Consider the following 21,035-nt stretch of genomic DNA (forward strand, 5'->3'; position numbering starts at 1 on the left):
TCGGGAATGCGGGGGTACGGGCCGACGTTTACGCTGCCGGTGCCGCGGCGCGGCCCGCCTGCCGAGCCAACCTGCCCCCGTGGCAGACTGGTTCGTCGGCCACCGGTTCCGGTTCACGCCCATCCGTCGTACACCCGCGGCCGGGCGACCCGGCGACCACCAACGAGAGGACCGAGGCGACATGAAGCCCAACACCCACCCGGAGTACGTGACCACGGAGGTCGCCTGCTCCTGCGGTAACACCTTCACCACCCGCAGCACCGCCAAGGGCGGTTCCATCCACGTGGAGACGTGCAGCGCCTGCCACCCGTTCTACACCGGTAAGCAGCGCGTTCTGGACACCGCCGGCCGGGTGGCCAAGTTCCAGCAGAAGTACGCCAAGGTTCAGGCCAAGAAGGGCAAGTAACGCCCCAGTCGGCGCCCGTGTCCGGTTTCAGTCCGGGCGCGGGCGTCGTCCGTATTCCGCCCCGGCGGCCGGGGCATCGCCGTCCAGCGCCGTTGTCGAAGGAGTAGCTGTCCATGAGTAGCGAGCGTCTGGCCACCCTCCTCGACGAGTACGCGGAGCTGGAGAGGCGGCTGGCCGACCCGGCTATTCACGCCGACCAGAACGCGGCCCGCCGAGTGGGCCGTCGGTACGCGGAGCTGGTGCCGCTGCACAAGGCCGCCACCGAGCTGGCGCAGGCCCGAGCCGACCTGACAGCGGCGAAGGAACTGGCGGCCGAGGAGCCGGCCTTCGCCGCCGAGGCCGAGGCGATCGCGGCAACCCTGCCGGCCTTGGAGGAGTGCCTCGCCGAGCTGCTGATCCCACGGGACCCGCACGACGCCAAGGACGTTATTGTCGAGATCAAGGCGGGGGAGGGGGGCGAGGAGTCGGCGCTTTTCGCCGGCGACCTGCTGCGGATGTACACCCGCTACGCCGAGCACTGTGGCTGGCTGGTCGAGGTGATCGACGCGCAGGATTCCGACCTGGGCGGAGTGAAGGACGTCTCGCTCGCGATCAAGTGCAAGGGAGTGCCGGAGGGCGGCAACGGGGTGTGGTCCCGGCTCAAGTGGGAGGGCGGGGTGCACCGGGTGCAGCGGGTGCCGGTCACCGAGTCGCAGGGACGCATCCACACCAGCGCCGCCGGCGTACTGGTGCTGCCGGAGGCCGAGGAGATCGACGTGACGATCGACCCGAACGAGCTTCGGATCGACGTGTTTCGATCATCGGGTCCCGGTGGTCAGTCGGTGAACACCACCGACTCCGCGGTCCGGATCACCCACCTACCGACCGGCATCGTCGTCTCCTGCCAGAACGAGAAGTCCCAGCTGCAGAATCGCGAGCAGGCGATGCGGATCCTGCGGGCCCGACTCCTGGCAGTGGCGCAGGAGCAGGCCGACGCCGCCGCCTCCGACGCGCGTAAGGCGCAGGTGCGGACGGTGGACCGCTCGGAGCGGATCCGCACCTACAACTTCCCGCAGAACCGGATCACCGACCACCGGATCGGCTACACCGCGTACAACCTGGACCTGGCCCTCGCCGGAGAGTTGGACGGTGTGCTGGCGGCGCTCGCTGAGGCGGACCGGGCGGCCCGGCTGGCGGGCGACGTGGAGCTGGGGCGCCGCTGATCCGCCCGCCGCGGGCAGACCCCGCGGACGAAACGCGGGCCCGCCCGGTGGCTGTCAGGAGGCGCGGGGGCGGGTTTTGGCGCGCAGCATCTCCCGGTCGGCGGCCTCGAAGGCGACGCTCAGAGCGTCCGGTACGTCGGGACCGGTGGCGGCGACCTCGGCGAAGCCGATGCTGACCCCGACCGGGGTGCCGGGCACGAGCGCTTCCCAGTCCTCGGTCCGCACGGCGGACTTGATCCGGCGCGCCACCTCCTGGGCCTCGGCCATGTCCGTACCGGGTAGCACCACGACGAACTCGTCGCCGCCGTAGCGGGCTACGAAGTCGTCCCGCCGCATCACCCGGTTGACCACTCCGGCGATGCGCTGCAGGACCAGGTCGCCGGAGTGGTGTCCGTGGTAGGTGTTCACCGCCTTGAACCCGTCCAGGTCGCAGACGCCGATCACCACCCGTTTCCCCTGGGCCATCACGGCGGCGATGTACCGTTCCAGCCGGCGTCGGTTGGGGAGCCCGGTCAGCGGGTCGGTCAGTGCCTCTCCCTCGAAGCGGGCGGCTTCGCGGCGCATCTCCTCGTGATCGATGCGGGCGGCGATTCCGTCGATGTAGACGTCTCGAAGTCGGTCGTTGCGTTGCGCGGCGAGCCGGAACGCCCGCCGGTCGACCCGATGCGCGGCGACGTGGTCACCGGCCCGGCCCAGCGCGATGCTGCGGAGCCGATCCGGCTCGGCCGCGCCCAGGGTCTCGGTGGAGACCTGCACGGTGTCTATTCGGCTGACCGCCTCGATCGGCCGGTCGGCCGCGATGGCGAGGCAGACCTCGCCGAGTTGGCGCATGTCTCGCGCCCGGGCACTGTCGCCGCCGTGGCCCAGCAGTCGGGCCGGCGCGGCGTCCGTTCCCGCCTCCAACCGGTCACCCAGGGCGGCCTGCCGTGCTGCGGCGTAGCCGTACGCGGCGAGGCTGCTCGGGCGGAGCCGCCCGGCCTGTCCAGCGTGCAGGAACTGCTTCAGGTCGCTGCCGATATCGCGGAGCACCCGCAGACAGCCGTCGCTGTCGCCGGTGTGGTCCAGCGCGACGGCGTTGCGCAGTCGGATGCCGGGGGCGGCGAAGGTCTCCGCCGGGATGCCGGCGGCGAGCCCGAGCTGTCGAGCCAGCTCGATCGCACCCAGCGCGTATCCGTGGAAGCTGAGGTAGGAGTAGGCCATCGCGAGGTCGTGCCAGCCCCAGGCGGTGTCCCGGTCGGGGTCGCTGACGGCGCCCAGCGCGCGAGCGGCCCGCACCAGGTGCATGACACACCGATCCAGCGCGCCCTGGTGGTGGGCGGCGAGCGCGGCGAGCGCGTGCAGGTGTCCGTGCGGGTACGGCTCGGCGAGATCCCGGACGGCGGTGGTGGCCTCCTCGATGGCCCGGGTGTACTCCGCGGTCCGGCCCAGGTTGACCACCGCGGAGAGGCGTTGCACCAAGGCGTCGGCCCGGGCGTACCGGTCGTTGGTGGTGGCGAGCACGTCCGAGAGGATGCGGTACGCCTCGGCGGAGCGGCTCGATTCCTGTAGCTCACGTGCCCGGGTCAGGGTGTCAACCTGGTCGCCGACTTGGTCCAGCCAACCCACCCGCGACCTCCTGTCTGTGTGCGTCTGACCGCACCGGCTCGTGGTTGGTTGCGTGACGCCTCATGATTATGGCGTGAGCACTTTGTCGCAACAGCCGCCCGAGGGGACGAATCGGGAGCGACCCACCCTGGCGGTCGCCCGGGCCACCCGGCTGCTGGCCGACGCCGGGGTGGAGGGACCCCGAGCGGAGGCGGAGGTGCTGGCCGCGTACGTGCTGGGGGTGCCGCGGGGACGACTGGCGTTGGCCGACGGGCTGAGCCTGGACCAGCGTCGCCGGTTCGACGCGTTGGTGGCCCGTCGGGCCGGCCGGGAACCGTTGCAGCATCTCACCGGCAGCGCTCCTTTTCGGCATCTCGAGGTGGCGGTCGGGCCGGATGTCTTCGTGCCTCGTCCGGAGACGGAGCTGCTCGCCGGGTGGGGCGTGGAGCAGGCACGCCGGGAGGCGGCGCCGCTGGTTGTGGACTTGTGCAGCGGCTCCGGGGCGATCGCCCTGGCGGTGGCGCAGGAGGTCCCGGCGGCCCGGGTGGTCGCGGTGGAGCGTTCCCCGGCGGCGTTGTCGTGGCTGCGGCGCAACGCGACCAGCCGGGCCGCTGCCGGCGATCGGCCGGTTGAGGTGGTGGCCGCCGACGTCACGGCGCCGGACCTGCTCGACGATCTCCTGGGTCGGGTGGACGTGCTGCTGTGTAACCCGCCGTACGTGCCGGCGGACGTGGTGGTGCCGCCGGAGGTCAGCCGGCATGATCCGGCGTCTGCGGTTTTCGCTGGCGCGGACGGGTTGGCCGTGATCCGGCCGGTGGTGTCCCGGGCCGCGCTGTTGCTACGGCCCGGGGGCCGGCTCGGGATCGAACACGACGACACGCAGGGCGCGGCGGTGCCCGGGCTGCTGGCCGGGGCTGGCCGGTACGGCTCGATCGCCGAGCACGCCGACCTCGCCGGCCGCCCCCGATTCGCCACCGCTACCCGGTGTCGGGACGTCGGGGGCCCGCGAGAGCCCGGTGGCATTGGCGGGTAGGCCGGTGAACTCGCCCACCTCCGGGGTGGGGGTGGAGCGCGTGTCTCCCGCCGCCCCGGTATGGCCGGCACACCGCCCGGACCCGGGCGTGGCAGACTGCTGCTCGTGATGCTTTACGACTGCCGGTCGCCCGTTGACCGGGACCGCGGCATCGCGGCAGCCATCAAGGCGATCCGCGACGGCGAGTTGGTCGTCCTGCCGACCGACACGGTCTATGGGATCGGGGCGGACGCGTTCGCTCCGCACGCGGTCAAGGCCCTGCTCGACGCCAAGGGCGGTCAGCAGGTGCCGCCACCGGTGCTGATCGGTTCCCGGCACACCCTGGACGGGCTGGTCTTCTCGCTACCCAGCGCGGCCCGGGACCTGGTGGCGGCCTTCTGGCCGGGTCCGCTGACCATCGTGGTCGAGCACTCGCCCAGTCTGCGCTGGGATCTGGGGGAGACCGCGGGCCGGGTCGCGGTGCGGATGCCGTTGCATCCGGTCGCGCTGGAGGTCCTCCGGGAGACCGGCCCGATGGCGGTGGCATCGGCGAATACGGCTGGACTGCCCGCGGCCACCACCGCGGAGGCGGCCCGTGGACAGCTCGCCTACTCGGTGCGCACGTATCTGGAGGCGGGTCCGGCGGTTGATCCGGTGCCGAGCACGATCGTGGACCTGACCGGGGCGGTGCCCCAGCTGCTCCGGGCCGGTGCGATCGAGCTGGACCGGCTGCGGGATGTGGTGCCGGAAATCGACTCAAGCCGGGTGGCCTGAGTGCCGCCGTTTACCGTTCTCCACGTCTGTATGGGCAATATCTGTCGCTCGCCGATGGCGGAGCGGCTGCTGGTCCTGGCGGTCCAGGAGCAGCTGGCCCGGCGCGGCGATACCGCACCGGGGCTCGCCGACGAGCTGCTGCACAGTCACAGCGCCGGCACCGGCGGCTGGCACGCCGGTGAGGAGATGAACCCGCCGGCGGCCCGACAGGTGACCGGGCGGGGCGGTGGCATCGACGGTTTCGCGGCCCGCAAGCTGCGTTCGGAGCACATCGACGGCGCTGACCTGGTGCTCACCGCGACCGCCGACCAGCAGGAGTTCGTGTCGGCGTTGCGGCCGGACGCGGTTTCCCGCACCTTCGTGCTGGGTGAGTTCGGTCGTCTGTTGCCCGCGGTGGACCTGGCTGGTCTGCCGGCGGCCGCAGCGACCCCGACTGCCGTCTACGCGCGGGGCGTGGCGCTGGTTGAGGCGATCGACGCCGTTCGGGCTGGGGCCGAGCCGCTGGCCGCGGATGACCTCGACGATCCGTGGGGCCGGGGCGACCAGTGTTTCGGCCGGGTCGCGGATGAGGTGGAGCAGACGGTGCGTCCGCTGACGGCGGCGTTGTTGCCGTAACCCACCTGGGTTACCCGTCGACGAACAAGACGGACAAGAGGTGCATTCGGGTCATTCTGGACGGGTCCTGCCGGCTCCTGCGGGGAGAGCTGATGACCCGGGCACACCTGAACAAGCTGATGACAGTCCTGCTCGCCGGCCTGCTGGCCGGTCTCGGGCTCGCGGTGGCGGCCTTACCCGCCGCCCTGGTGTACGGAGTCGGCCTCTCGGCGCTCGCCGCGCCCTACACCGAGCTGCCGAACACCCTACGGACGCCGCCCACCCCCCAACGGTCCAACCTGTACGCCAACGATGGCAGTACGTTGATCACGTCCTTCTACCAGGAGGACCGGGTGGATGTGCCGCTGCACGAGGTGGCCCCGGTGATGCGTCAGGCGATCCTCGCCGCCGAGGATGCCCGCTTCTACCAGCACCGGGGGGTGGACCTGCGCGGCGTGGTCCGGGCGTTCACCGCCAACCAGCGCGGCGGGGTGGTCCAGCAGGGGGCGTCCACCCTGACCATGCAGTACGTCCGCAACGTGTTGTCCAGCGACCCCCGTCTCACCGAGGAGCAGCGCCGGGCCGCCACCGAGGTCACCCCCGCGCGCAAGGTGCAGGAGGTGCGGTACGCGCTGGCGCTGGAGCGGGAGCTGGGCAAGGACGAGATCCTCGCCCGGTATCTCAACATCGCGTACTTCGGTGCCGGCGCGTACGGGGTGGCGGCAGCGAGTAAGCGCTACTTCACCAAGTCCCCGGCGGACCTGAGCCTGGCCGAGGCGGCGTTGCTCGCCGGACTGGTCCAGTCCCCGCACACCGACGACCCGCTCAACGGGGATGTCGATGCGGCGTTGGAACGCCGGGCGTACGTGCTGGACCAGATGGTCGAGGCCGGTCAGCTCGCGGCGGACGAGGCGGCCCGGGTGGCGGCCGAACCACTGCGGCTGCGCCCCACCGAGACGCCGAACGACTGCGCGGCGGTGCCGGCGGAGCAGAACGACTGGGGCTTCTTCTGCGACTGGTTCACCCGCTGGTGGAACTCGCAGGAGGCGTTCGGATCGACGGTTGACGAGCGGCAGCTCGCCCTGCGCCGGGGCGGCTACCAGATTGTGGCGTCCCTGGACCCGGCGGTGCAGCAGGCCGCGATCGAGCAGGTGCGGCGGATCTACTCGGCGGAGCACCCGCACGCGCTGCCGACCGCGGTGGTGCAGCCCGGCACCGGGCGGGTGCTCGCGATGGCGGTCAACCGTACCTACGGCGTGCAGCCGAACCCGGCCGGGTGGAAGAACCGCCCGAACACGGTCAACCAGCTGGTCGCGGGCGGCGGCACGATCCAGGGCTACCAGGGCGGAAGCACTTTCAAGCTGTTCACCCTGCTGGCCGCGGTGGAGGCTGGGCTGCCGTTGAACACCGTGTTTGACGCGCCCGACCGGATCGTCACCCGTTTCCCGGTCAGCGGTCCGGTGAGCTGCGACGGGAAGTGGTGCCCCCGCAACGCCAGCCCGCTGGTCAAGGGCGAGCACACCATGTGGAGCGCCTTCGGCAAGTCGGTCAACACGTACTTTGCCTGGTTGACCGAGCAGGCCGGCGCGGATCGGGTGGTGGAGATGGCCGAGCGGCTGGGCATCGTGTTCCGGGCGTCCAGCGACGAGCAGTTGGCCCGGCACGGTGCTCGGGCGTGGGGCCCGTTCACGCTGGGGGTCTCGGCCACTACTCCGTTGGACCTGGCGAACGCGTACGCCACCATCGCGGCCGAGGGCCGGTGGTGCGCGCCGCTACCGGTGGTGCGGATCACCGATGCGGCCGGCCGGCCGGTGGCGGCCGGGTCGCCGGACTGCCGGCAGGTCGTGGACCGGGACGTGGCCCGGGCGGCGGTGGACGCCGCCCGCTGCCCGGTCGGGGACCAATCGATGTACCGGGGCTGTGAGGGGGGGACCGCGGAGGAGTTTCGCTCCCAGCTGGGACGTCCGGTCGCCGGTAAGACCGGCAGTTCGGAGGGGTACGGCACGGAGTCCTTCGTCGCGTTCACGCCGCAGCTCGCGGTGGCGGCGATCGCCACCAACCCCGATGACCCGCGTGATGCGGTGGGGCACGCGGTCCAGGCGCGGATGGCCGACGGGGTGGCGGAGTTGATGTCCGTCGCGCTGCGGGGGCAACCGGTTCGGGACTTTGTCCCACCGAGCGAGGTAACCGCCTTCGACGTGACCGGGGCCCGGACCGGGGAGTAGGAGCCCGCGCCCCGGAGCGGAGCGGGTTCTCGCCCGCGGGGCGGAGTAGCCCACCGGTGTGCCCCGTCGCACCGCCTCCCCTGGCGTCGCGCGGCCACCGGCGCGGGGAGCAATAGACTGTGGTGCTGTGAGCACCGAGACGACGCCGACCGCCCGGGGGCGGGACCACGACCAGCCGCGGGTGACCGATCCGGCCGCGGGCGAGCCGGGCGCGATTCGCGCGCGGCTGCCGTACCTGCGGCTGCCCCTGACCGCGTGCGCCCTCCTCGCGGTCGCCGCCGTACCGGTCGCGGCGGCCGTCCGGGGTGCTACCTCCGCGGTCGCGGTGGCGGCGGGGATCGCGCTCGTTGTCGTGAGCTATCTGGTCTCCGGTCTCTCGGTGGCCTGGGCGGACGCGGTCAGCCCGCAGCTGATCATGTCGGTTGGGCTGGTCACCTACGTCACGAAGATCGTGGTGCTGGGCGTGGTGATGGCGGCGGTCGCCGCGACTGGTTGGGCCGGGCTGCCGGACCTGGGGGTGGCCATCATCGTCGCTGTGGTGGTCTGGACGGCCGCCCACCTGACCTGGGCGCTCCGCGTTCCGTTACCCACAGTCGACTCGTCGCGGAGCTGAGTAACGGTTGGCGGGCCCCAGGCGGACGACTGGCGTCCACCCGACGTTTTGATGTCCTGTGCGGCGTGTCGGACAGGAGTAGGCTGGCCCGGATTGATGCGCCAGCCGCCGCCCGCACGCCGTCCTGCAGTGTGGGGGGTGCCGCACACTCCTGCGGCTTGCGGCTGCTAATGTACGCGTCGTAATGGCCGACAACCCAGACCGCGAACCGTCCGACGCGCACTCGTCGGAGGGTGTGGCGGGTGCCGTGCTTGGCTACCTTCTCGCCGGCATCCTGGTCTGGGGATTTCTCGGCTGGTTGGCAGAGGGCTTCCTCGGCGTGCCGACCGGCGTGGGGATCGCCGTTGGCATGATGCTCGGCGCAGCCGCAGCGATCTACCTGATCATGAAGAGGCTCGGTGCCTGAGTGTCGGCACGCGCCGGTCTGTCGAGTGTGGAGGATGACACGGTGAGCGGACAGCTGGTCGTCGCCCAGGACCTTCCCTGGCCCCCCAGCGTCAATGACTTCTACCCGCCAGCGGTGGCTGGACCGTGGGTCACGAAGTTCACCCTCATGGTCTGGCTGGCCGTCGGGCTGGTGATCATCTTCTACATGGCCGCCTACCGGAACCCGAAGCTGGTCCCCAGCAAGGGGCAGTGGCTGGCCGAGTCGGTCTACGGCCTGGTGCGGGACAACATCGCCCGGGAGCAGATGGGCAATGCCGGCATCCGGTTCGCCCCCTACTTCACGGTGCTGTTCAGCTTCATTCTGGTCACCAATATCTTCAGCATCGTTCCCGGGCTGCAGATCTCGCCGAACGCGCACATCGCCTTCCCGATCGTGCTCTCCGCGATCTCCTACGTGCTCTACCTCGCTGTCGGGGTCCGCAAGCACGGTCTCCTCAAGTACCTCAAGATGAGCCTGATCCTGCCGGGCGTGCCGTGGCCGATGCACTTCCTGCTGATCCCGATCGAGTTCCTGCAGAACTTCGTCGTGCGGCCGGTTACCCTGGCCCTCCGGCTCTTCGCCAACATGTTCGCCGGTCACCTGCTCCTGCTGGTCTTCACCGTCGGTGGCTTCGTGATGCTCTCCGCGGACAACCTCTTCGTTCAGGTGACCTCGGTCTTCTCCTTCGTCATGGCGATCGTGATGGCCTTCTTCGAGGCGCTGGTGGCCGTGCTGCAGGCGTACGTCTTCGTCACGCTGTCCGCCAACTACGTCGGCACCTCGCTGGCCGAGGAGCACTGAGATCCCGCTCGGCGGGCTGCCCGGCCCGACCAAGCTTCTGGTACAAACCCCGAACGCGTGAGCCCTCACGTGTGAGCTAGGAGGAATACCCGCAATGGACGTTCTCGCCCTCGAAGGCAGCATCAACACCGTCGGCTATGGCCTCGCCGCCATCGGCCCCGGTATCGGTGTCGCGCTGGTCTTCGCGGCCTACATCCAGGCCAGCGCCCGCCAGCCGGAGTCCGCCGGCTTCAACCGCACCTGGCTGGTCCTGGGCTTCGCCCTGGTCGAGGCGCTCGCCCTCTTCGGCCTGGTGCTCGCCTTCGCCATCGGCGGCTGACGAGCGCCCTTCCCCGACCCGGAGGTCTGACATGTATCTCGCCGCCGAAGGCTCGCACAATCCAATCCTGCCGATCTGGCAAGAGCTCGTCGTCGGGACCATCGCCTTCGCCCTACTCGTCTTCGTGCTGCTGAAGTTCGTCATGCCGCGTATGGAGACGATGTACCAGGCGCGGGTGGACGCGATCGAGGGTGGCCTCAAGCGTGCCGAGGCTGCCCAGGCCGAGGCCAACCAGCTGCTCGAGCAGTACCGGGCCCAGCTGGCCGAGGTGCGTACCGAGGCGGCCCGGATCCGGGACGACGCCCGGGCCGACGCGGAGGGTGTCCGGCAGGACATCCTCGCCAAGGCGCGGGAGGAGTCCGACCGGATCATCGCCGCGGGCAAGGAGCAGCTCGTCGCCGAGCGGACCACGATCGTGCGCGAGCTGCGCACCGAGGTCGGCACGCTCGCGGTGGATCTGGCCGGCAAGATCGTTGGTGAGTCGCTCGCCGACGAGGCGCGCCGCGCCGGCACGGTCGACCGGTTCCTGGACGGCCTCGAGAGCGCGGGGGCCCGCTGATGCAGGCCGCCACCAGCCGGGAGTCGTACAAGATCGCGGCCGACCGCCTCGACGAGTACGTCCGGGGCGCGGAGTCTCCGGCGGTGGCCGCCACCGCCGAAGACCTTCTCTCCGTAGCCGACCTGCTCCGGCGTGAGCCACGGCTGCGCCGGGCCCTCGTTGACCCGGCCCGCTCCGGTGCGGACCGGGCCGACCTACTCGCCGGAATCCTCGGCGGGAAGGTCGGCGGGGACGCACTCGACCTGCTGACCAGTCTGGTCTCCCACCGCTGGTCGGCCCCGTCGGAACTTCTCGACGGCACCGAGCGGCTCGGCGTGGCCGCGCTGCTGGCCGCCGCCGACAAGGCGGGCGACCTCGGCGAGGTCGAGGACGAGCTGTTCCGTTTCGGTCAGGTCGTAGCCGGCCAGTCGGCGCTCTCCAACGTGCTGTCGGACCCGGCGGCCCCGGCCGCGCAGCGGGCCACCCTCGCTGGTGAGCTGCTCGCCGGTAAGGCCCGCCCGGTCACCGTCCGGCTGGTCGAGGTGGCGCTCGGCGGGTTCGGCGGGCGCTCCTTCGTCGGGGCGCTCACCCGGCTGGTCGAGCTCGCCGCCGACCAGCGAGACCGACAGGTGGCGTACGTGACCGTCGCGGCCCCGTTGGGTGCGGAGGAGGAGCAGCGCCTGGTCGCCCGCCTCTCCGCCATCTACGGTCGCGAGGTGACCGTCAAGCAGTCGGTCAACCCCGAGGTCCTCGGTGGGGTCAGCGTCCAGGTCGGCTCCGACCTGTACGACGGCACCGTCCTGCGCCGCCTCAACGAATCCCGTAACGCGCTCGCTAAGCGCTGAGCCGGAACTGCCGCGCCAGCGCCCTGACCAGACGTCATTCGGACCGGTCGGTACTAGGTATCCCGGGCCCCTGATACTTAAGGAAGCAGAGGATGGCCGAGCTGACCATCTCGACGGAGGAGATCCGCGGCGCCCTGGAGCGCTACGTCTCCTCCTACAAGTCCGGCGTGTCCCGCGAGGAGGTCGGCACCGTCGCTGACGCCGGCGACGGCATCGCCCACGTCGAGGGCCTGCCCTCGACCATGACCAACGAGCTGCTCGAGTTCGAAGACGGCACGATCGGTGTGGCGCTGAACCTCGACGTCCGGGAGATCGGTGTCGTCGTCCTCGGCGACTTCGCCGGCATCGAGGAGGGGCAGCGCGTCAAGCGCACCGGCCGGGTGCTCTCGGCCCCGGTCGGCGACGCCTTCCTCGGCCGGGTGGTCAACGCGCTCGGTGAGCCGATCGACGGCCTCGGCGACATCCCGAACGAGGGCTTCCGGGAGCTGGAGCTCCAGGCCCCGAACGTGATGTCCCGGAAGTCGGTCGATGAGCCGCTGCAGACCGGCATCAAGGCCATCGACGCGATGACGCCGATCGGCCGGGGCCAGCGTCAGCTGATCATCGGTGACCGGAAGACCGGTAAGACCACCGTCGCCCTGGACACCATCCTCAACCAGCGGGACAACTGGCGCTCCGGCGACCCGAAGAAGCAGGTCCGCTGCATCTACGTCGCCGTCGGCCAAAAGGCCTCCACGATCGCCTCGATCAAGGGCGTGCTGGAGGAGGCGGGCGCGATGGAGTACACCACCATCGTGGCCTCCCCGGCGTCCGACCCGGCCGGCTTCAAGTACCTCGCCCCGTACACCGGCTCGTCGATCGGGCAGCACTGGATGTACGGCGGCAAGCACGTCCTCATCGTCTTCGACGACCTGAGCAAGCAGGCCGAGGCGTACCGGGCCGTGTCGCTGCTGCTGCGTCGCCCGCCGGGCCGCGAGGCGTACCCGGGCGACGTCTTCTACCTGCACTCCCGGCTGCTGGAGCGCTGCGCGAAGCTCTCCGACGAGATGGGCGGCGGCTCGATGACCGGTCTGCCGATCATCGAGACCAAGGCGAACGACATCTCGGCGTTCATCCCGACCAACGTCATCTCCATCACCGACGGCCAGATCTTCCTGGAGACGGACCTGTTCAACCAGGGCGTTCGGCCGGCCATCAACGTCGGCACCTCGGTCTCCCGGGTCGGCGGTGCCGCGCAGGTGAAGCCGATGAAGAAGGTCTCCGGCTCGCTGCGGCTGAACCTGGCCCAGTACCGTGAGCTGGAGGCGTTCGCCGCCTTCGCCTCGGACCTGGACAAGGCCTCCCGCGCCCAGTTGGATCGGGGTGCCCGCCTGGTCGAGCTGCTGAAGCAGTCGAACTACTCGCCCTTCCCGGTGCAGGAGCAGGTCGTCTCGGTCTGGGCCGGTGTCGAGGGCAAGCTGGATGACATCCCGGTCGGCGAGATCCGTCGCTTCGAGTCCGAGTTCCTGCAGTACCTGCGGCACAAGCACGAGGGGATCCTCGCGCAGATCGCCGACGGCACCTGGGGTGACGAGGTCATCGCCTCCCTGGACGCGGCGATCAGCGACTTCAAGAAGCTCTTCCTGGGCAAGGAGGACGAGCGGCGGATCAACGAGCCGGCCGCCGAGCCGCTGGCTGGTGCGGAGGACCGGGAGACGGTTACCCGGTTCCAGGACGAGCCGACCGACCGTCCGGCTGGAAGCTGACCGATGGCCGCCCAGGTACGCGTACTCCGCCAACGCATCCGCGCGGCGAAGTCGATGAAGAAGATCACCAAGGCGATGGAGCTCGTCGCGACGAGCCGGATCGCCAAGGCCCAGGAGCAGGTGGCGGCCTCCCTGCCCTACTCCCGGGCTATCACCGAGGTGCTCACGGCGCTGGCGTCCAACACGCGGATCGACCATCCGCTACTCACCCCCCGGGAGCGGGTGCGGCGGGCCGGTGTGCTGCTGGTCACCAGTGACCGGGGCCTGGCCGGCGGCTACAGCTCCAACGCCATCAAGACGGCGGAGTCGCTGCTCGCCCGGCTGCGCGCCGACGGCAAGGAGCCCTCGCTCTACGTCATCGGTCGTAAGGGTGTGCAGTACTACCGGTTCCGCAACCGGCCGATGGCGGCGTGCTGGACCGGTTTCTCCGAGCAGCCGACCTTCGCCGATGCCCGGGAGGTGGGTGAGACGCTGATCAAGGCGTTCACCGCCGGCGTGGACGACGGCGATGGGGATCCGGGGCCGGACGGGGTCTTCGGTGTGGACGAGTTGCACATCGTCTCCACCGAGTTCAAGTCCCTGATGACCCAGGTGCCGGTACCGCGGATCCTCGGACCGATGGAGATCGAGGACCGGCCCCGTTCCGAGGGTGCGCTGCCGGCCTACGAATTCGAGCCGGAGGCGGAGGCGCTCCTCGACGCGCTGCTGCCGAAGTACATCAACACGCGGATCTACGCGGCGTTGGTCGAGTCGGCGGCGAGCGAGTCGGCGTCGCGGCGGCGGGCGATGAAGAGCGCCACCGACAACGCCGAAGAGATGATCGAGAAGTACACCCGCGAGATGAACTCGGCCCGCCAGGCCGGGATCACCCAGGAGATCAGCGAGATCGTCGGCGGCGCGAACGCGCTGGCCGCGTCGGGAAGTGAAGTGTGATGACTGTTTCCGCTACTGCTGATGGGCCGGCCGGCACCAACGCGGCCACCGGTCGCGTGGTCCGGGTCATCGGCCCGGTCGTCGACGCCGAGTTCCCGCGCGACGCGATGCCGGACCTGTTCAACGCCATGCATGTTGACGTGACCCTCTCCGGCGGCAAGAAGACGCTGACCCTGGAGGTCGCCCAGCACCTGGGGGACAACCTGGTCCGCGCCATCTCCATGCAGCCGACCGACGGCCTGGTCCGCGGGGTCGAGGTGCGTGACACCGGTTCGCCGATCACGGTGCCCGTGGGTGACACGGTCAAGGGCCACGTGTTCAACGCGATCGGTGAGTGCCTCAACCTGGAGCCGGGTGAGACGCTCAGCCCGGACGACCACTGGCAGATCCACCGCAAGGCCCCGGCCTTCGCGGACCTGGAGCCGAAGACGGAGATGCTGGAGACCGGCATCAAGGTCATCGACCTGCTCGCCCCGTACGTCAAGGGTGGCAAGATCGGTCTGTTCGGTGGCGCCGGCGTGGGCAAGACGGTGCTGATCCAGGAGATGATCACCCGAGTTGCCCGGAACTTCGGTGGTACCTCGGTCTTCGCCGGGGTGGGTGAGCGCACCCGCGAGGGTAACGACCTGATCGCCGAGATGACCGAGTCCGGCGTGATCGACAAGACCGCGCTGGTCTACGGCCAGATGGACGAGCCGCCGGGCACCCGCCTCCGCGTCGCCCTCTCCGCGCTGACCATGGCGGAGTACTTCCGGGACGTGCAGAAGCAGGAGGTGTTGCTCTTCATCGACAACATCTTCCGGTTCACCCAGGCCGGCTCCGAGGTCTCCACGCTACTCGGCCGGATGCCGAGCGCCGTGGGTTACCAGCCCACGCTCGCCGACGAGATGGGCGAGCTCCAGGAGCGGATCACCTCGGTCCGGGGTCAGGCGATCACGTCGCTGCAGGCGATCTACGTGCCCGCCGACGACTACACTGACCCGGCGCCGGCCACCACCTTCGCCCACCTGGACGCGACCACCAACCTGGAGCGATCGATCTCCGACAAGGGCATCTACCCGGCGGTGGACCCGCTGGCGTCCTCGTCTCGGATTCTCGCCCCGGAGTTCGTCGGCCAGGAGCACTTCACGGTGGCCACCGAGGTGAAGCGGATTCTGCAGCGGTACAAGGACCTGCAGGACATCATCGCGATCCTGGGTATTGAGGAGCTCTCCGAGGAGGACAAGCTCACGGTCGGCCGGGCGCGTCGGATCGAGCGCTTCCTGTCGCAGAACACCTACGCCGCTGAGCAGTTCACCGGCATGAAGGGCTCGACGGTCCCGATCAAGGAGACCATTGAGGCGTTCAAGAAGATCAGTGAGGGTGAGTATGACCACTTCCCCGAGCAGGCCTTCTTCATGTGCGGTGGCCTGGACGATCTGGAGAACAAGGCCAAGGAGCTGATGGCGGAGGGCTGATTGCCCCGCTGCGGCTACCGCCGCGGACTGCGCGAGCAGCGACGAAAGGCCGCTCTGGTTGACGCCGGGGCGGCCTTTCGGTGCATCCGTTGCCGCCCTTGTGATCGCGGGCCTCGTATCGACGGTAGGTGATCTTGATGCGTGGCGCGGTACCGTTCACGCGCGTCGCGCTGACCGTGCGCGCATTCGTGCAATCATTCGCTGACGTACGCCCGTCCCGACAGACGTTGACGAACGGAGATGATCGTGGGTAAGGCCGGCAAAGGCGGTAAGAAGAAGCCGTCGGTGTGGGCGGGCGTGCCGCGGTGGGCCCAGGTGTGCACCGTCTTCGGCGCTGTCTTGATGTTCGTCAGTGGCGTGGCACTGGTCGGCGTCGAGGCGCTGGTGGCTCGGTACGAGGGCGCGGTGGGCAAGGCGGACCTGTTCGGGGACCAGGCGGCGGGAGCCAGTGAGCGCACGAGCGACATCAAGGGCCCGCTCAACATCCTGCTCGTCGGCGTTGACCCGCGCAAAGAGGAGCAGCTACCGCTGGCTGACTCGATCATGGTGCTGCATGTGCCGGAAGGGCTCGACCAGGCCTACCTCTTCTCGATGCCTCGGGATCTCTACGTCGAGATTCCCGCTTTCGACAAGGCCGGATTCCGTGGCGGCGCGGACAAGCTCAACGCGGCGATGTCCTATGGCAGCCGGGTTGCGGGGGAGAACCCCAGCACGGCGCAGGGCTTCGAACTGCTCGCCAAGACGGTCCAGTCGATCACCGGCATCCAGCGGTTCGACGCCGGGGCGATCATCAACTTCGGTGGCTTCATCAACATTGTGGACGCGATGGGTGGCGTCACCATGGACATTGAGCGTGAGGTCCGCTCGGAGCATCGCCACCCCGACGGCACACACCGGGAACTGCGCCCCGGCGGTGGGGGGTACGTCGGTGAGCAGGCGGTCTACCCGGAGGGGGAGCAACTCCTCGAGGGTTGGCAGGCGCTGGACTACGTCCGTCAGCGCTACCCCAAGAACGGTGTGCCAGACGGTGACTACGGCCGCCAGCGGCACCAGCAACAGTTTGTCAAGGCCATGGCGAGCCAGGCCCTCAGCGCTGATGTGGTGACCAACCCGATCAAGCTGGACTCGGTGCTTCGGGCGGCCGGTGAGTCACTGGTCTTCAACGGTCGGGGGCATAGCGTGATTGATTTCGGCCTCGCTCTGAAGGACCTCCGGCCGGGCAACATTCAGATGATCAAATTACCGGGTGGTGGCATCATGGACGGCGGGCAATACCGCGGTGAACGCTTCGAGCCGGCCGTTCAGGATTTCTTCCAGGCGCTGCAGGATGAGCAGCTCGACGCGTTCCTGCTGGAGCACCCGGACTTCCAGAACAAGATCTGACCGCATCGGGCCAAATCCGAACCCGAGTGGCGTACGTCTCGCCACCCGCGTTACCGGTCCCCCGATGGCGAGACTAGAATTTCGGCAACCCGCCGCCGCAGCAAGGAGACAGCGTGGCACAGCAGCTTCACGTCGAGCTCGTAGCCGTCGAGGAGACGGTATGGTCCGGCGAGGCCGAGATGGTCATGGCCCGGACGACCGAGGGTGAGCTTGGTGTGATGCCAGGGCATGCTCCCCTGCTCGGCCAGCTCGCGGAGTCCGGCCAGGTTCGGATCAAGGTCCCCGGAGGCGACCAGCTCTCCTACGAGGTGGCTGGCGGTTTCCTCTCCGTGAGCAACAAGGGCGTCACCGTCCTGGCCGAGAGCGCCAGCCCGGTCCGGGCCGCGCAGGGTAGCTGAGCGCCACCCGGCGATGGGGATCGTCGAAGGGGTCGGGATCGGCATCGCCGTTGTCGTCGGCGCGCTCCTGATTCTCTTCGTCCGGCGGGCGTTGGTCACCCGCAGCGGGGGAGTTATCCGGCTCAGCGTTCGGACCTCCGCGATGCTCGATGGCCGGGGCTGGGCCCCCGGCTTCGGCCGTTTTGTGGGGGACGAGCTTCGCCTCTACCGGATGTTCAGTCTCGCCCTCCGTCCCCGGCGGACGCTCTCCCGAAAGGGCCTCGCGGTGGAACGCCGTCGGCTGCCGGAAGGGCAGGAGCGGTTCTCGATGCCCGCCGATTGGATCATTCTCCGCTGCACCAGCCACCGCGCCCCGGTCGAGATCGCTATGGCGCGCTCGACCGTCACCGGGTTTCTCTCCTGGCTTGAGGCCGCTCCTCCGGGGGCGGCCTCGCCGAATCTAACCGCCCAGGACTGGCCGGCGGCCTAGCGCGCCCGTCGCGGGCCGGTACGGAGCTGCCCGGGACGCAGCGCCGGTGCGGAGCATCAATCGAGCGGTACGGAACCCCGGCCGAACGGAACCGGGAAACCCGCCGACCGGCGCCGGGAAACCCCGCCGAATGGCACGGGGAGAACCCGGCCGAACAATTCTGCTGTTTTCCCCGTCGAGCCGCTGTCCTTGGGCGCGGATGGTATCCGGCAGGTCGGGTATGCAGACCTCGGTGCGGCGCGCCGGCTCCCACACCGGCGCGTCGGACGGTTGATCGGTCAGTGTTTGCCGCCGGGTACCCATAGCACATCTCCGGCCGGATTTGCCGTCCTTGACAGGATAAAGAGTAGATCGGAGAGCCGGTTGAGATACTTTGCCGGGAGCGTGCTGGTTCGGTCGGGGTCCTGGGTGATCAGGGCCCAAGCCGCACGCTCGGCGCGCCGGGCTACCGTCCGCGCAACATGCAGTAGCGCCGCGCCGGCGGTGCCGCCGGGGAGGGTGAAGGAGTCGAGCTTGCTCAGGCGTGCGTTGTATTCGTCGCACCAGGCCTCAAGGCGCTCGACGTACGCCTCGGTGACCCGCAGCGGCGGGTACTTCGGGTTCGGCTCGACCGGCGTCGCCAGGTCGGCCCCCACGTCGAACAAGTCGTTTTGGATAGCTTCAAGGATCGTGCGCAGCTCTTCGTTGAGCTGCCCGAGGGCGAGCGCCACGCCAATCGCCGCGTTGCACTCGTCTACGTCCGCGTACGCGGCGATCCGGGGGTCGGTCTTCGGAACCTGCTCGTTGTTGCTCAGCCTGGTTGTGCCGGCGTCGCCGGCCTTGGTGTAGATGCGCGTGAGGTGGACGGCCATGACGCACAGCCTACGGACACCGGATCTGATGATCCCGGACCGGCCGGACCCCGCCTGGCTGACCGGCCCGGGCGATGCCGGTGGGGTGCCGGGTGACGATGTCATTCGGGTGCGTGGTGGCATCCAGATGGCCGGCACCGTGCACGTGGTGGGCGCCAAGAACTCGGCCTTGAAACTCATGGCGGCTGCACTGCTGGCGCCGGGCCGGAGTGTCATCACCAACGTCCCCCGGATCACCGATATCGCGATCATGGGTGAGGTGCTGCGTCGGCTCGGCTGCGGGGTTCGGTTCGACGCGGACGATCCGGTGGACCCGATGGTGGCGTACGGCGGGGTTCCCCGCTCCCGGTCGGTGATCATTGACGTGCCGGAGCGTCCCGACATCGACGCGGACTGCGATCTGGTTCGTCGGCTGCGCGCGTCGATCTGCGTCCTCGGTCCGCTGCTGGCGCGTCGGGGATCTGTCCGGGTGGCCCAACCGGGGGGCGACGCGATCGGTTCGCGCGGGTTGGACATGCATATCTCCGGGCTCACCCGAATGGGCGCCGAGATCTCCGGGGAAGGCGGCTGCGTGGTCGCCACGGCTCCGCGCGGGCTGCGCGGCGCCGAGATCGTGTTGGACTTCCCGAGTGTTGGCGCCACCGAGAACCTGGTGATGGCGGCGGTGCTCGCCCAGGGCACCACGGTCATTGACAACGCCGCCCGGGAGCCCGAGATTGTGGACATCTGCACGATGCTCAGTCAGATGGGTGCGCTCATCGACGGTGCCGGCACCTCGACGTTGACCGTCGTCGGCGTGCCGGGGCTGCATCCGGTGCGGCACGCCACCGTGGGCGACCGGATTGTCGCGGGTACGTGGGCGTTCGGCGCGGCGATGACCCGGGGCGACGTGACGGTGACCGGCGCCTCCCCGGCCTTCCTCGATATCGCCCTGGACAAGCTGGTCTCCGCCGGCGCACTGGTGGAGACCCGGCGGGACGCCTTCCGGGTCCGGATGGAGGAGCGCCCCCGTGCGGTGGATGTGGTCACCCTGCCCTACCCCGGGTTCGCCACCGACCTGCTACCAATGGCGATCGGGCTGGCGGCGGTCAGCGACGGTGCCTCCCTGATCACCGAGAACATCTTCGACGGCCGGTTCATGTTCGCCAACGAGATGATGCGACTCGGCGCGGACATTCAGACCGATGGTCACCACGCCGTGGTCCGGGGGCGACAGCGGCTCTCCGGGGCGCTGGTCCGGGCAACCGACATCCGGGCCGGAGCGGGCCTGCTGATCGCCGGGCTCTGCACCGACGGGATCACCGAGGTCTCCCAGGTGCACCACGTGGATCGGGGCTACCCGGACTTCGTGGCGGACCTGCGGGCCCTCGGCGTCGAGGTGGAGCGGGGTGGCGCTGCCGACGCGGGCATCTCGCTCGGACGGTGAGGGTGTCACGGTGGGCCTCACGGGTTCGCAGTCGACCGCCGCCCTGCCCTTAAGCTGCGTTCAGGTGTGCCGGTTAGGGTGCAGGCAGACACCAATCGCAGTGAGGGAGTAAGCAGATGGCGGGTCGACTCGCGGTCGTCGGTGCTGGACTGATGGGTTCGGGAATCGCCCAGGTCGCGGCGCAGGCGGGCTGGCAGGTGACGCTGCGGGACCTGGACGACACGGCCACGAAGCGGGGCCTGGCGGGCATCCAGCGGTCGCTGGAGAAGTTCGCCGAAAAGGGGAAGATCTCGTCGGCCGATGTCGAGGCGGCGCTCGGCCGGATCACCCTCACCACCGACCTGGCGGCGGCCGCCGATGCGGACATCGTCGTCGAGGCGGTCTTTGAGAAGCTTGAGCTCAAGCACGAGGTCTTCCGTGCGTTGGACAAGATCTGCAAGGCGGATGCGGTGCTGGCCACCAACACCTCGGCGATCCCGGTCACCCAGATCGCCACCGCCACCGAACGCCCCGAGTCGGTGGTCGGCACCCACTTCTTCTCGCCGGTGCCGATGATGAAGCTGTGCGAGTTGGTCCGTGGCTACAAGACCAGCGACGCCACCATCGACACGGCGAGGGCGTTCGCCGAGGAGATCGGCAAGACGGTCGTGGTCGTCAACCGGGACATCGCCGGCTTCGTGACCACCCGGCTGATCTGCGCGTTGGCGATGGAGGCGGTCAGCCTGGTCGAATCCGGCGTGATCTCCGCCGAGGATCTGGACAATGCCTGCAAGCTGGGCTTCGGCCACGCCATGGGCCCGTTGGCGACGGTGGACCTGACCGGGGTGGATGTGCTGCTCAACGCCACCCGCAACATCTACACCGACACTGCCGACGAGAAGTTCTTCCCCCCGGAGCTGCTCCAGCGGATGGCCACCGCCGGTGACCTGGGCCGCAAGACCGGCCAGGGCTTCTACTCGTACGGCTAGCCCGAGCCGACCGGCCGGGTGGGCCCCTTCGTGGCAGTGATCCGAAGGGGCCCGCCTCCATCGGT

22 protein-coding genes are annotated in these 21,035 nt (G+C 69.6%); 20 read left to right on the forward strand and 2 right to left on the reverse strand.

Features of this window, described 5'->3' with window-relative positions; all coding sequences use genetic code 11:
* Positions 1-181 precede the first annotated feature (181 nt).
* Entirely contained in the window at positions 182-406 is a 225-nt protein-coding gene (gene rpmE / locus B118_RS0101920) for a 50S ribosomal protein L31 (RefSeq protein WP_026185729.1), read from the forward strand.
* Positions 407-519: 113 nt separating this feature from the next.
* Positions 520-1,608, forward strand: coding sequence for a peptide chain release factor 1 (gene prfA, locus B118_RS0101925; RefSeq protein ID WP_018222841.1), 1,089 nt, complete (start codon positions 520-522; stop codon positions 1,606-1,608).
* A 54-nt stretch (positions 1,609-1,662) separates the two neighbouring features.
* Here the strand turns inward: prfA and B118_RS0101930 are convergent, their stop codons facing one another.
* Complete coding sequence (locus B118_RS0101930; RefSeq protein ID WP_018809992.1) at positions 1,663-3,213, reverse strand: GGDEF domain-containing protein; 1,551 nt, start codon at positions 3,211-3,213, stop codon at positions 1,663-1,665.
* 73 nt (positions 3,214-3,286) lie between these two features.
* On the opposite strand from B118_RS0101930, the gene prmC reads away from it, so the two are divergent.
* From prmC to B118_RS0102010, 16 genes are all read left to right on the forward strand, one after another.
* Positions 3,287-4,225, forward strand: a complete 939-nt coding sequence (gene prmC, locus B118_RS0101935) for a peptide chain release factor N(5)-glutamine methyltransferase (protein WP_026270396.1) — start codon at positions 3,287-3,289, stop codon at positions 4,223-4,225.
* A gap of 108 nt (positions 4,226-4,333) precedes the next feature.
* Positions 4,334-4,978 carry an L-threonylcarbamoyladenylate synthase gene (locus B118_RS0101940; RefSeq protein ID WP_026185730.1) on the forward strand — a complete coding sequence of 215 codons (645 nt, stop codon included), beginning with the start codon at positions 4,334-4,336 and terminating at the stop codon, positions 4,976-4,978.
* Positions 4,979-5,593: an arsenate reductase/protein-tyrosine-phosphatase family protein gene (locus B118_RS0101945; protein ID WP_026270395.1), complete on the forward strand. Its 615-nt coding sequence runs from the start codon at positions 4,979-4,981 to the stop codon at positions 5,591-5,593. It begins immediately after the preceding gene.
* Between the two features lie 92 nt (positions 5,594-5,685).
* On the forward strand, positions 5,686-7,797 hold the full coding sequence (locus tag B118_RS0101950; protein WP_018222846.1) for a transglycosylase domain-containing protein: 2,112 nt from the start codon (positions 5,686-5,688) through the stop codon (positions 7,795-7,797).
* 127 nt (positions 7,798-7,924) lie between these two features.
* Positions 7,925-8,410, forward strand: coding sequence for a hypothetical protein (locus B118_RS0101955; RefSeq protein ID WP_018809989.1), 486 nt, complete (start codon positions 7,925-7,927; stop codon positions 8,408-8,410).
* A 184-nt stretch (positions 8,411-8,594) separates the two neighbouring features.
* Positions 8,595-8,816 (forward strand): MATE family efflux transporter, encoded by a 222-nt coding sequence (locus tag B118_RS0101960; RefSeq protein ID WP_018222848.1) that lies wholly within the window; start codon positions 8,595-8,597, stop codon positions 8,814-8,816.
* A complete protein-coding gene (gene atpB, locus B118_RS0101965) occupies positions 8,817-9,638 on the forward strand; it encodes a F0F1 ATP synthase subunit A (protein WP_018222849.1) in 822 nt (273 codons plus the stop codon).
* Between the two features lie 94 nt (positions 9,639-9,732).
* Entirely contained in the window at positions 9,733-9,957 is a 225-nt protein-coding gene (gene atpE / locus B118_RS0101970) for an ATP synthase F0 subunit C (RefSeq protein WP_012014841.1), read from the forward strand.
* Between the two features lie 31 nt (positions 9,958-9,988).
* Positions 9,989-10,516, forward strand: coding sequence for a F0F1 ATP synthase subunit B (locus B118_RS0101975; protein WP_018222850.1), 528 nt, complete (start codon positions 9,989-9,991; stop codon positions 10,514-10,516).
* A complete protein-coding gene (locus B118_RS0101980) occupies positions 10,516-11,340 on the forward strand; it encodes a F0F1 ATP synthase subunit delta (RefSeq protein WP_018809988.1) in 825 nt (274 codons plus the stop codon). Before B118_RS0101975 ends, B118_RS0101980 begins: the two co-directional genes overlap by 1 nt.
* A gap of 92 nt (positions 11,341-11,432) precedes the next feature.
* Positions 11,433-13,085 carry a F0F1 ATP synthase subunit alpha gene (atpA, locus tag B118_RS0101985; protein WP_018809987.1) on the forward strand — a complete coding sequence of 551 codons (1,653 nt, stop codon included), beginning with the start codon at positions 11,433-11,435 and terminating at the stop codon, positions 13,083-13,085.
* Between the two features lie 3 nt (positions 13,086-13,088).
* Positions 13,089-14,018 carry a F0F1 ATP synthase subunit gamma gene (locus B118_RS0101990; protein ID WP_018222853.1) on the forward strand — a complete coding sequence of 310 codons (930 nt, stop codon included), beginning with the start codon at positions 13,089-13,091 and terminating at the stop codon, positions 14,016-14,018.
* Positions 14,018-15,475, forward strand: a complete 1,458-nt coding sequence (gene atpD / locus B118_RS0101995) for a F0F1 ATP synthase subunit beta (protein ID WP_018809986.1) — start codon at positions 14,018-14,020, stop codon at positions 15,473-15,475. The genes B118_RS0101990 and atpD overlap by 1 nt, the downstream gene beginning before the upstream one ends.
* Before the next feature lie 240 nt (positions 15,476-15,715).
* Positions 15,716-16,858, forward strand: coding sequence for an LCP family protein (locus tag B118_RS0102000; RefSeq protein ID WP_018222855.1), 1,143 nt, complete (start codon positions 15,716-15,718; stop codon positions 16,856-16,858).
* Between the two features lie 113 nt (positions 16,859-16,971).
* Positions 16,972-17,256 (forward strand): F0F1 ATP synthase subunit epsilon, encoded by a 285-nt coding sequence (locus tag B118_RS0102005; RefSeq protein ID WP_018222856.1) that lies wholly within the window; start codon positions 16,972-16,974, stop codon positions 17,254-17,256.
* Positions 17,257-17,269: 13 nt separating this feature from the next.
* The gene (locus B118_RS0102010; protein ID WP_018809985.1) at positions 17,270-17,725 is read left to right on the forward strand and encodes a DUF2550 domain-containing protein; all 456 of its coding nucleotides are present in this window, start codon (positions 17,270-17,272) and stop codon (positions 17,723-17,725) included.
* Positions 17,726-18,003: 278 nt separating this feature from the next.
* On the opposite strand, the gene B118_RS0102015 is transcribed toward B118_RS0102010, so the two are convergent.
* Positions 18,004-18,576, reverse strand: a complete 573-nt coding sequence (locus tag B118_RS0102015; RefSeq protein WP_018809984.1) for a cob(I)yrinic acid a,c-diamide adenosyltransferase — start codon at positions 18,574-18,576, stop codon at positions 18,004-18,006.
* Here B118_RS0102015 and murA point away from each other — a divergent pair.
* Both murA and B118_RS0102025 read left to right on the forward strand, forming a co-directional pair.
* The gene (gene murA, locus B118_RS0102020) at positions 18,575-20,002 is read left to right on the forward strand and encodes a UDP-N-acetylglucosamine 1-carboxyvinyltransferase (RefSeq protein WP_018222859.1); all 1,428 of its coding nucleotides are present in this window, start codon (positions 18,575-18,577) and stop codon (positions 20,000-20,002) included. The two genes, B118_RS0102015 and murA, sit on opposite strands and share 2 nt — an antisense overlap.
* A gap of 116 nt (positions 20,003-20,118) precedes the next feature.
* The gene (locus B118_RS0102025; RefSeq protein ID WP_018222860.1) at positions 20,119-20,970 is read left to right on the forward strand and encodes a 3-hydroxyacyl-CoA dehydrogenase family protein; all 852 of its coding nucleotides are present in this window, start codon (positions 20,119-20,121) and stop codon (positions 20,968-20,970) included.
* The last annotated feature ends 65 nt before the right edge of the window (positions 20,971-21,035 follow it).

The organism is Salinispora pacifica CNR114 (assembly GCF_000514775.1).
Classification (GTDB): Bacteria; Actinomycetota; Actinomycetes; order Mycobacteriales; family Micromonosporaceae; genus Micromonospora; species Micromonospora pacifica.

Bases quoted from the DNA above. Each gene is read 5' to 3' on its own strand.
- atpA (WP_018809987.1), top strand. From the start codon at position 11,433: ATGGCCGAGCTGACCATCTCGACGGAGGAGATCCGCGGCGCCCTGGAG.
- atpD (WP_018809986.1), top strand. From the start codon at position 14,018: ATGACTGTTTCCGCTACTGCTGATGGGCCGGCCGGCACCAACGCGGCC.
- murA (WP_018222859.1), top strand. From the start codon at position 18,575: ATGACGCACAGCCTACGGACACCGGATCTGATGATCCCGGACCGGCCG.
- B118_RS0102000 (WP_018222855.1), top strand. From the start codon at position 15,716: ATGATCGTGGGTAAGGCCGGCAAAGGCGGTAAGAAGAAGCCGTCGGTG.
- B118_RS0101940 (WP_026185730.1), top strand. From the start codon at position 4,334: ATGCTTTACGACTGCCGGTCGCCCGTTGACCGGGACCGCGGCATCGCG.
- B118_RS0101950 (WP_018222846.1), top strand. From the start codon at position 5,686: ATGACCCGGGCACACCTGAACAAGCTGATGACAGTCCTGCTCGCCGGC.
- B118_RS0102025 (WP_018222860.1), top strand. From the start codon at position 20,119: ATGGCGGGTCGACTCGCGGTCGTCGGTGCTGGACTGATGGGTTCGGGA.
- prfA (WP_018222841.1), top strand. From the start codon at position 520: ATGAGTAGCGAGCGTCTGGCCACCCTCCTCGACGAGTACGCGGAGCTG.
- rpmE (WP_026185729.1), top strand. From the start codon at position 182: ATGAAGCCCAACACCCACCCGGAGTACGTGACCACGGAGGTCGCCTGC.
- B118_RS0101975 (WP_018222850.1), top strand. From the start codon at position 9,989: ATGTATCTCGCCGCCGAAGGCTCGCACAATCCAATCCTGCCGATCTGG.
- B118_RS0101990 (WP_018222853.1), top strand. From the start codon at position 13,089: ATGGCCGCCCAGGTACGCGTACTCCGCCAACGCATCCGCGCGGCGAAG.
- B118_RS0101980 (WP_018809988.1), top strand. From the start codon at position 10,516: ATGCAGGCCGCCACCAGCCGGGAGTCGTACAAGATCGCGGCCGACCGC.
- B118_RS0102010 (WP_018809985.1), top strand. From the start codon at position 17,270: ATGGGGATCGTCGAAGGGGTCGGGATCGGCATCGCCGTTGTCGTCGGC.
- atpE (WP_012014841.1), top strand. From the start codon at position 9,733: ATGGACGTTCTCGCCCTCGAAGGCAGCATCAACACCGTCGGCTATGGC.
- B118_RS0101960 (WP_018222848.1), top strand. From the start codon at position 8,595: ATGGCCGACAACCCAGACCGCGAACCGTCCGACGCGCACTCGTCGGAG.
- B118_RS0102015 (WP_018809984.1), bottom strand. From the start codon at position 18,576: ATGGCCGTCCACCTCACGCGCATCTACACCAAGGCCGGCGACGCCGGC.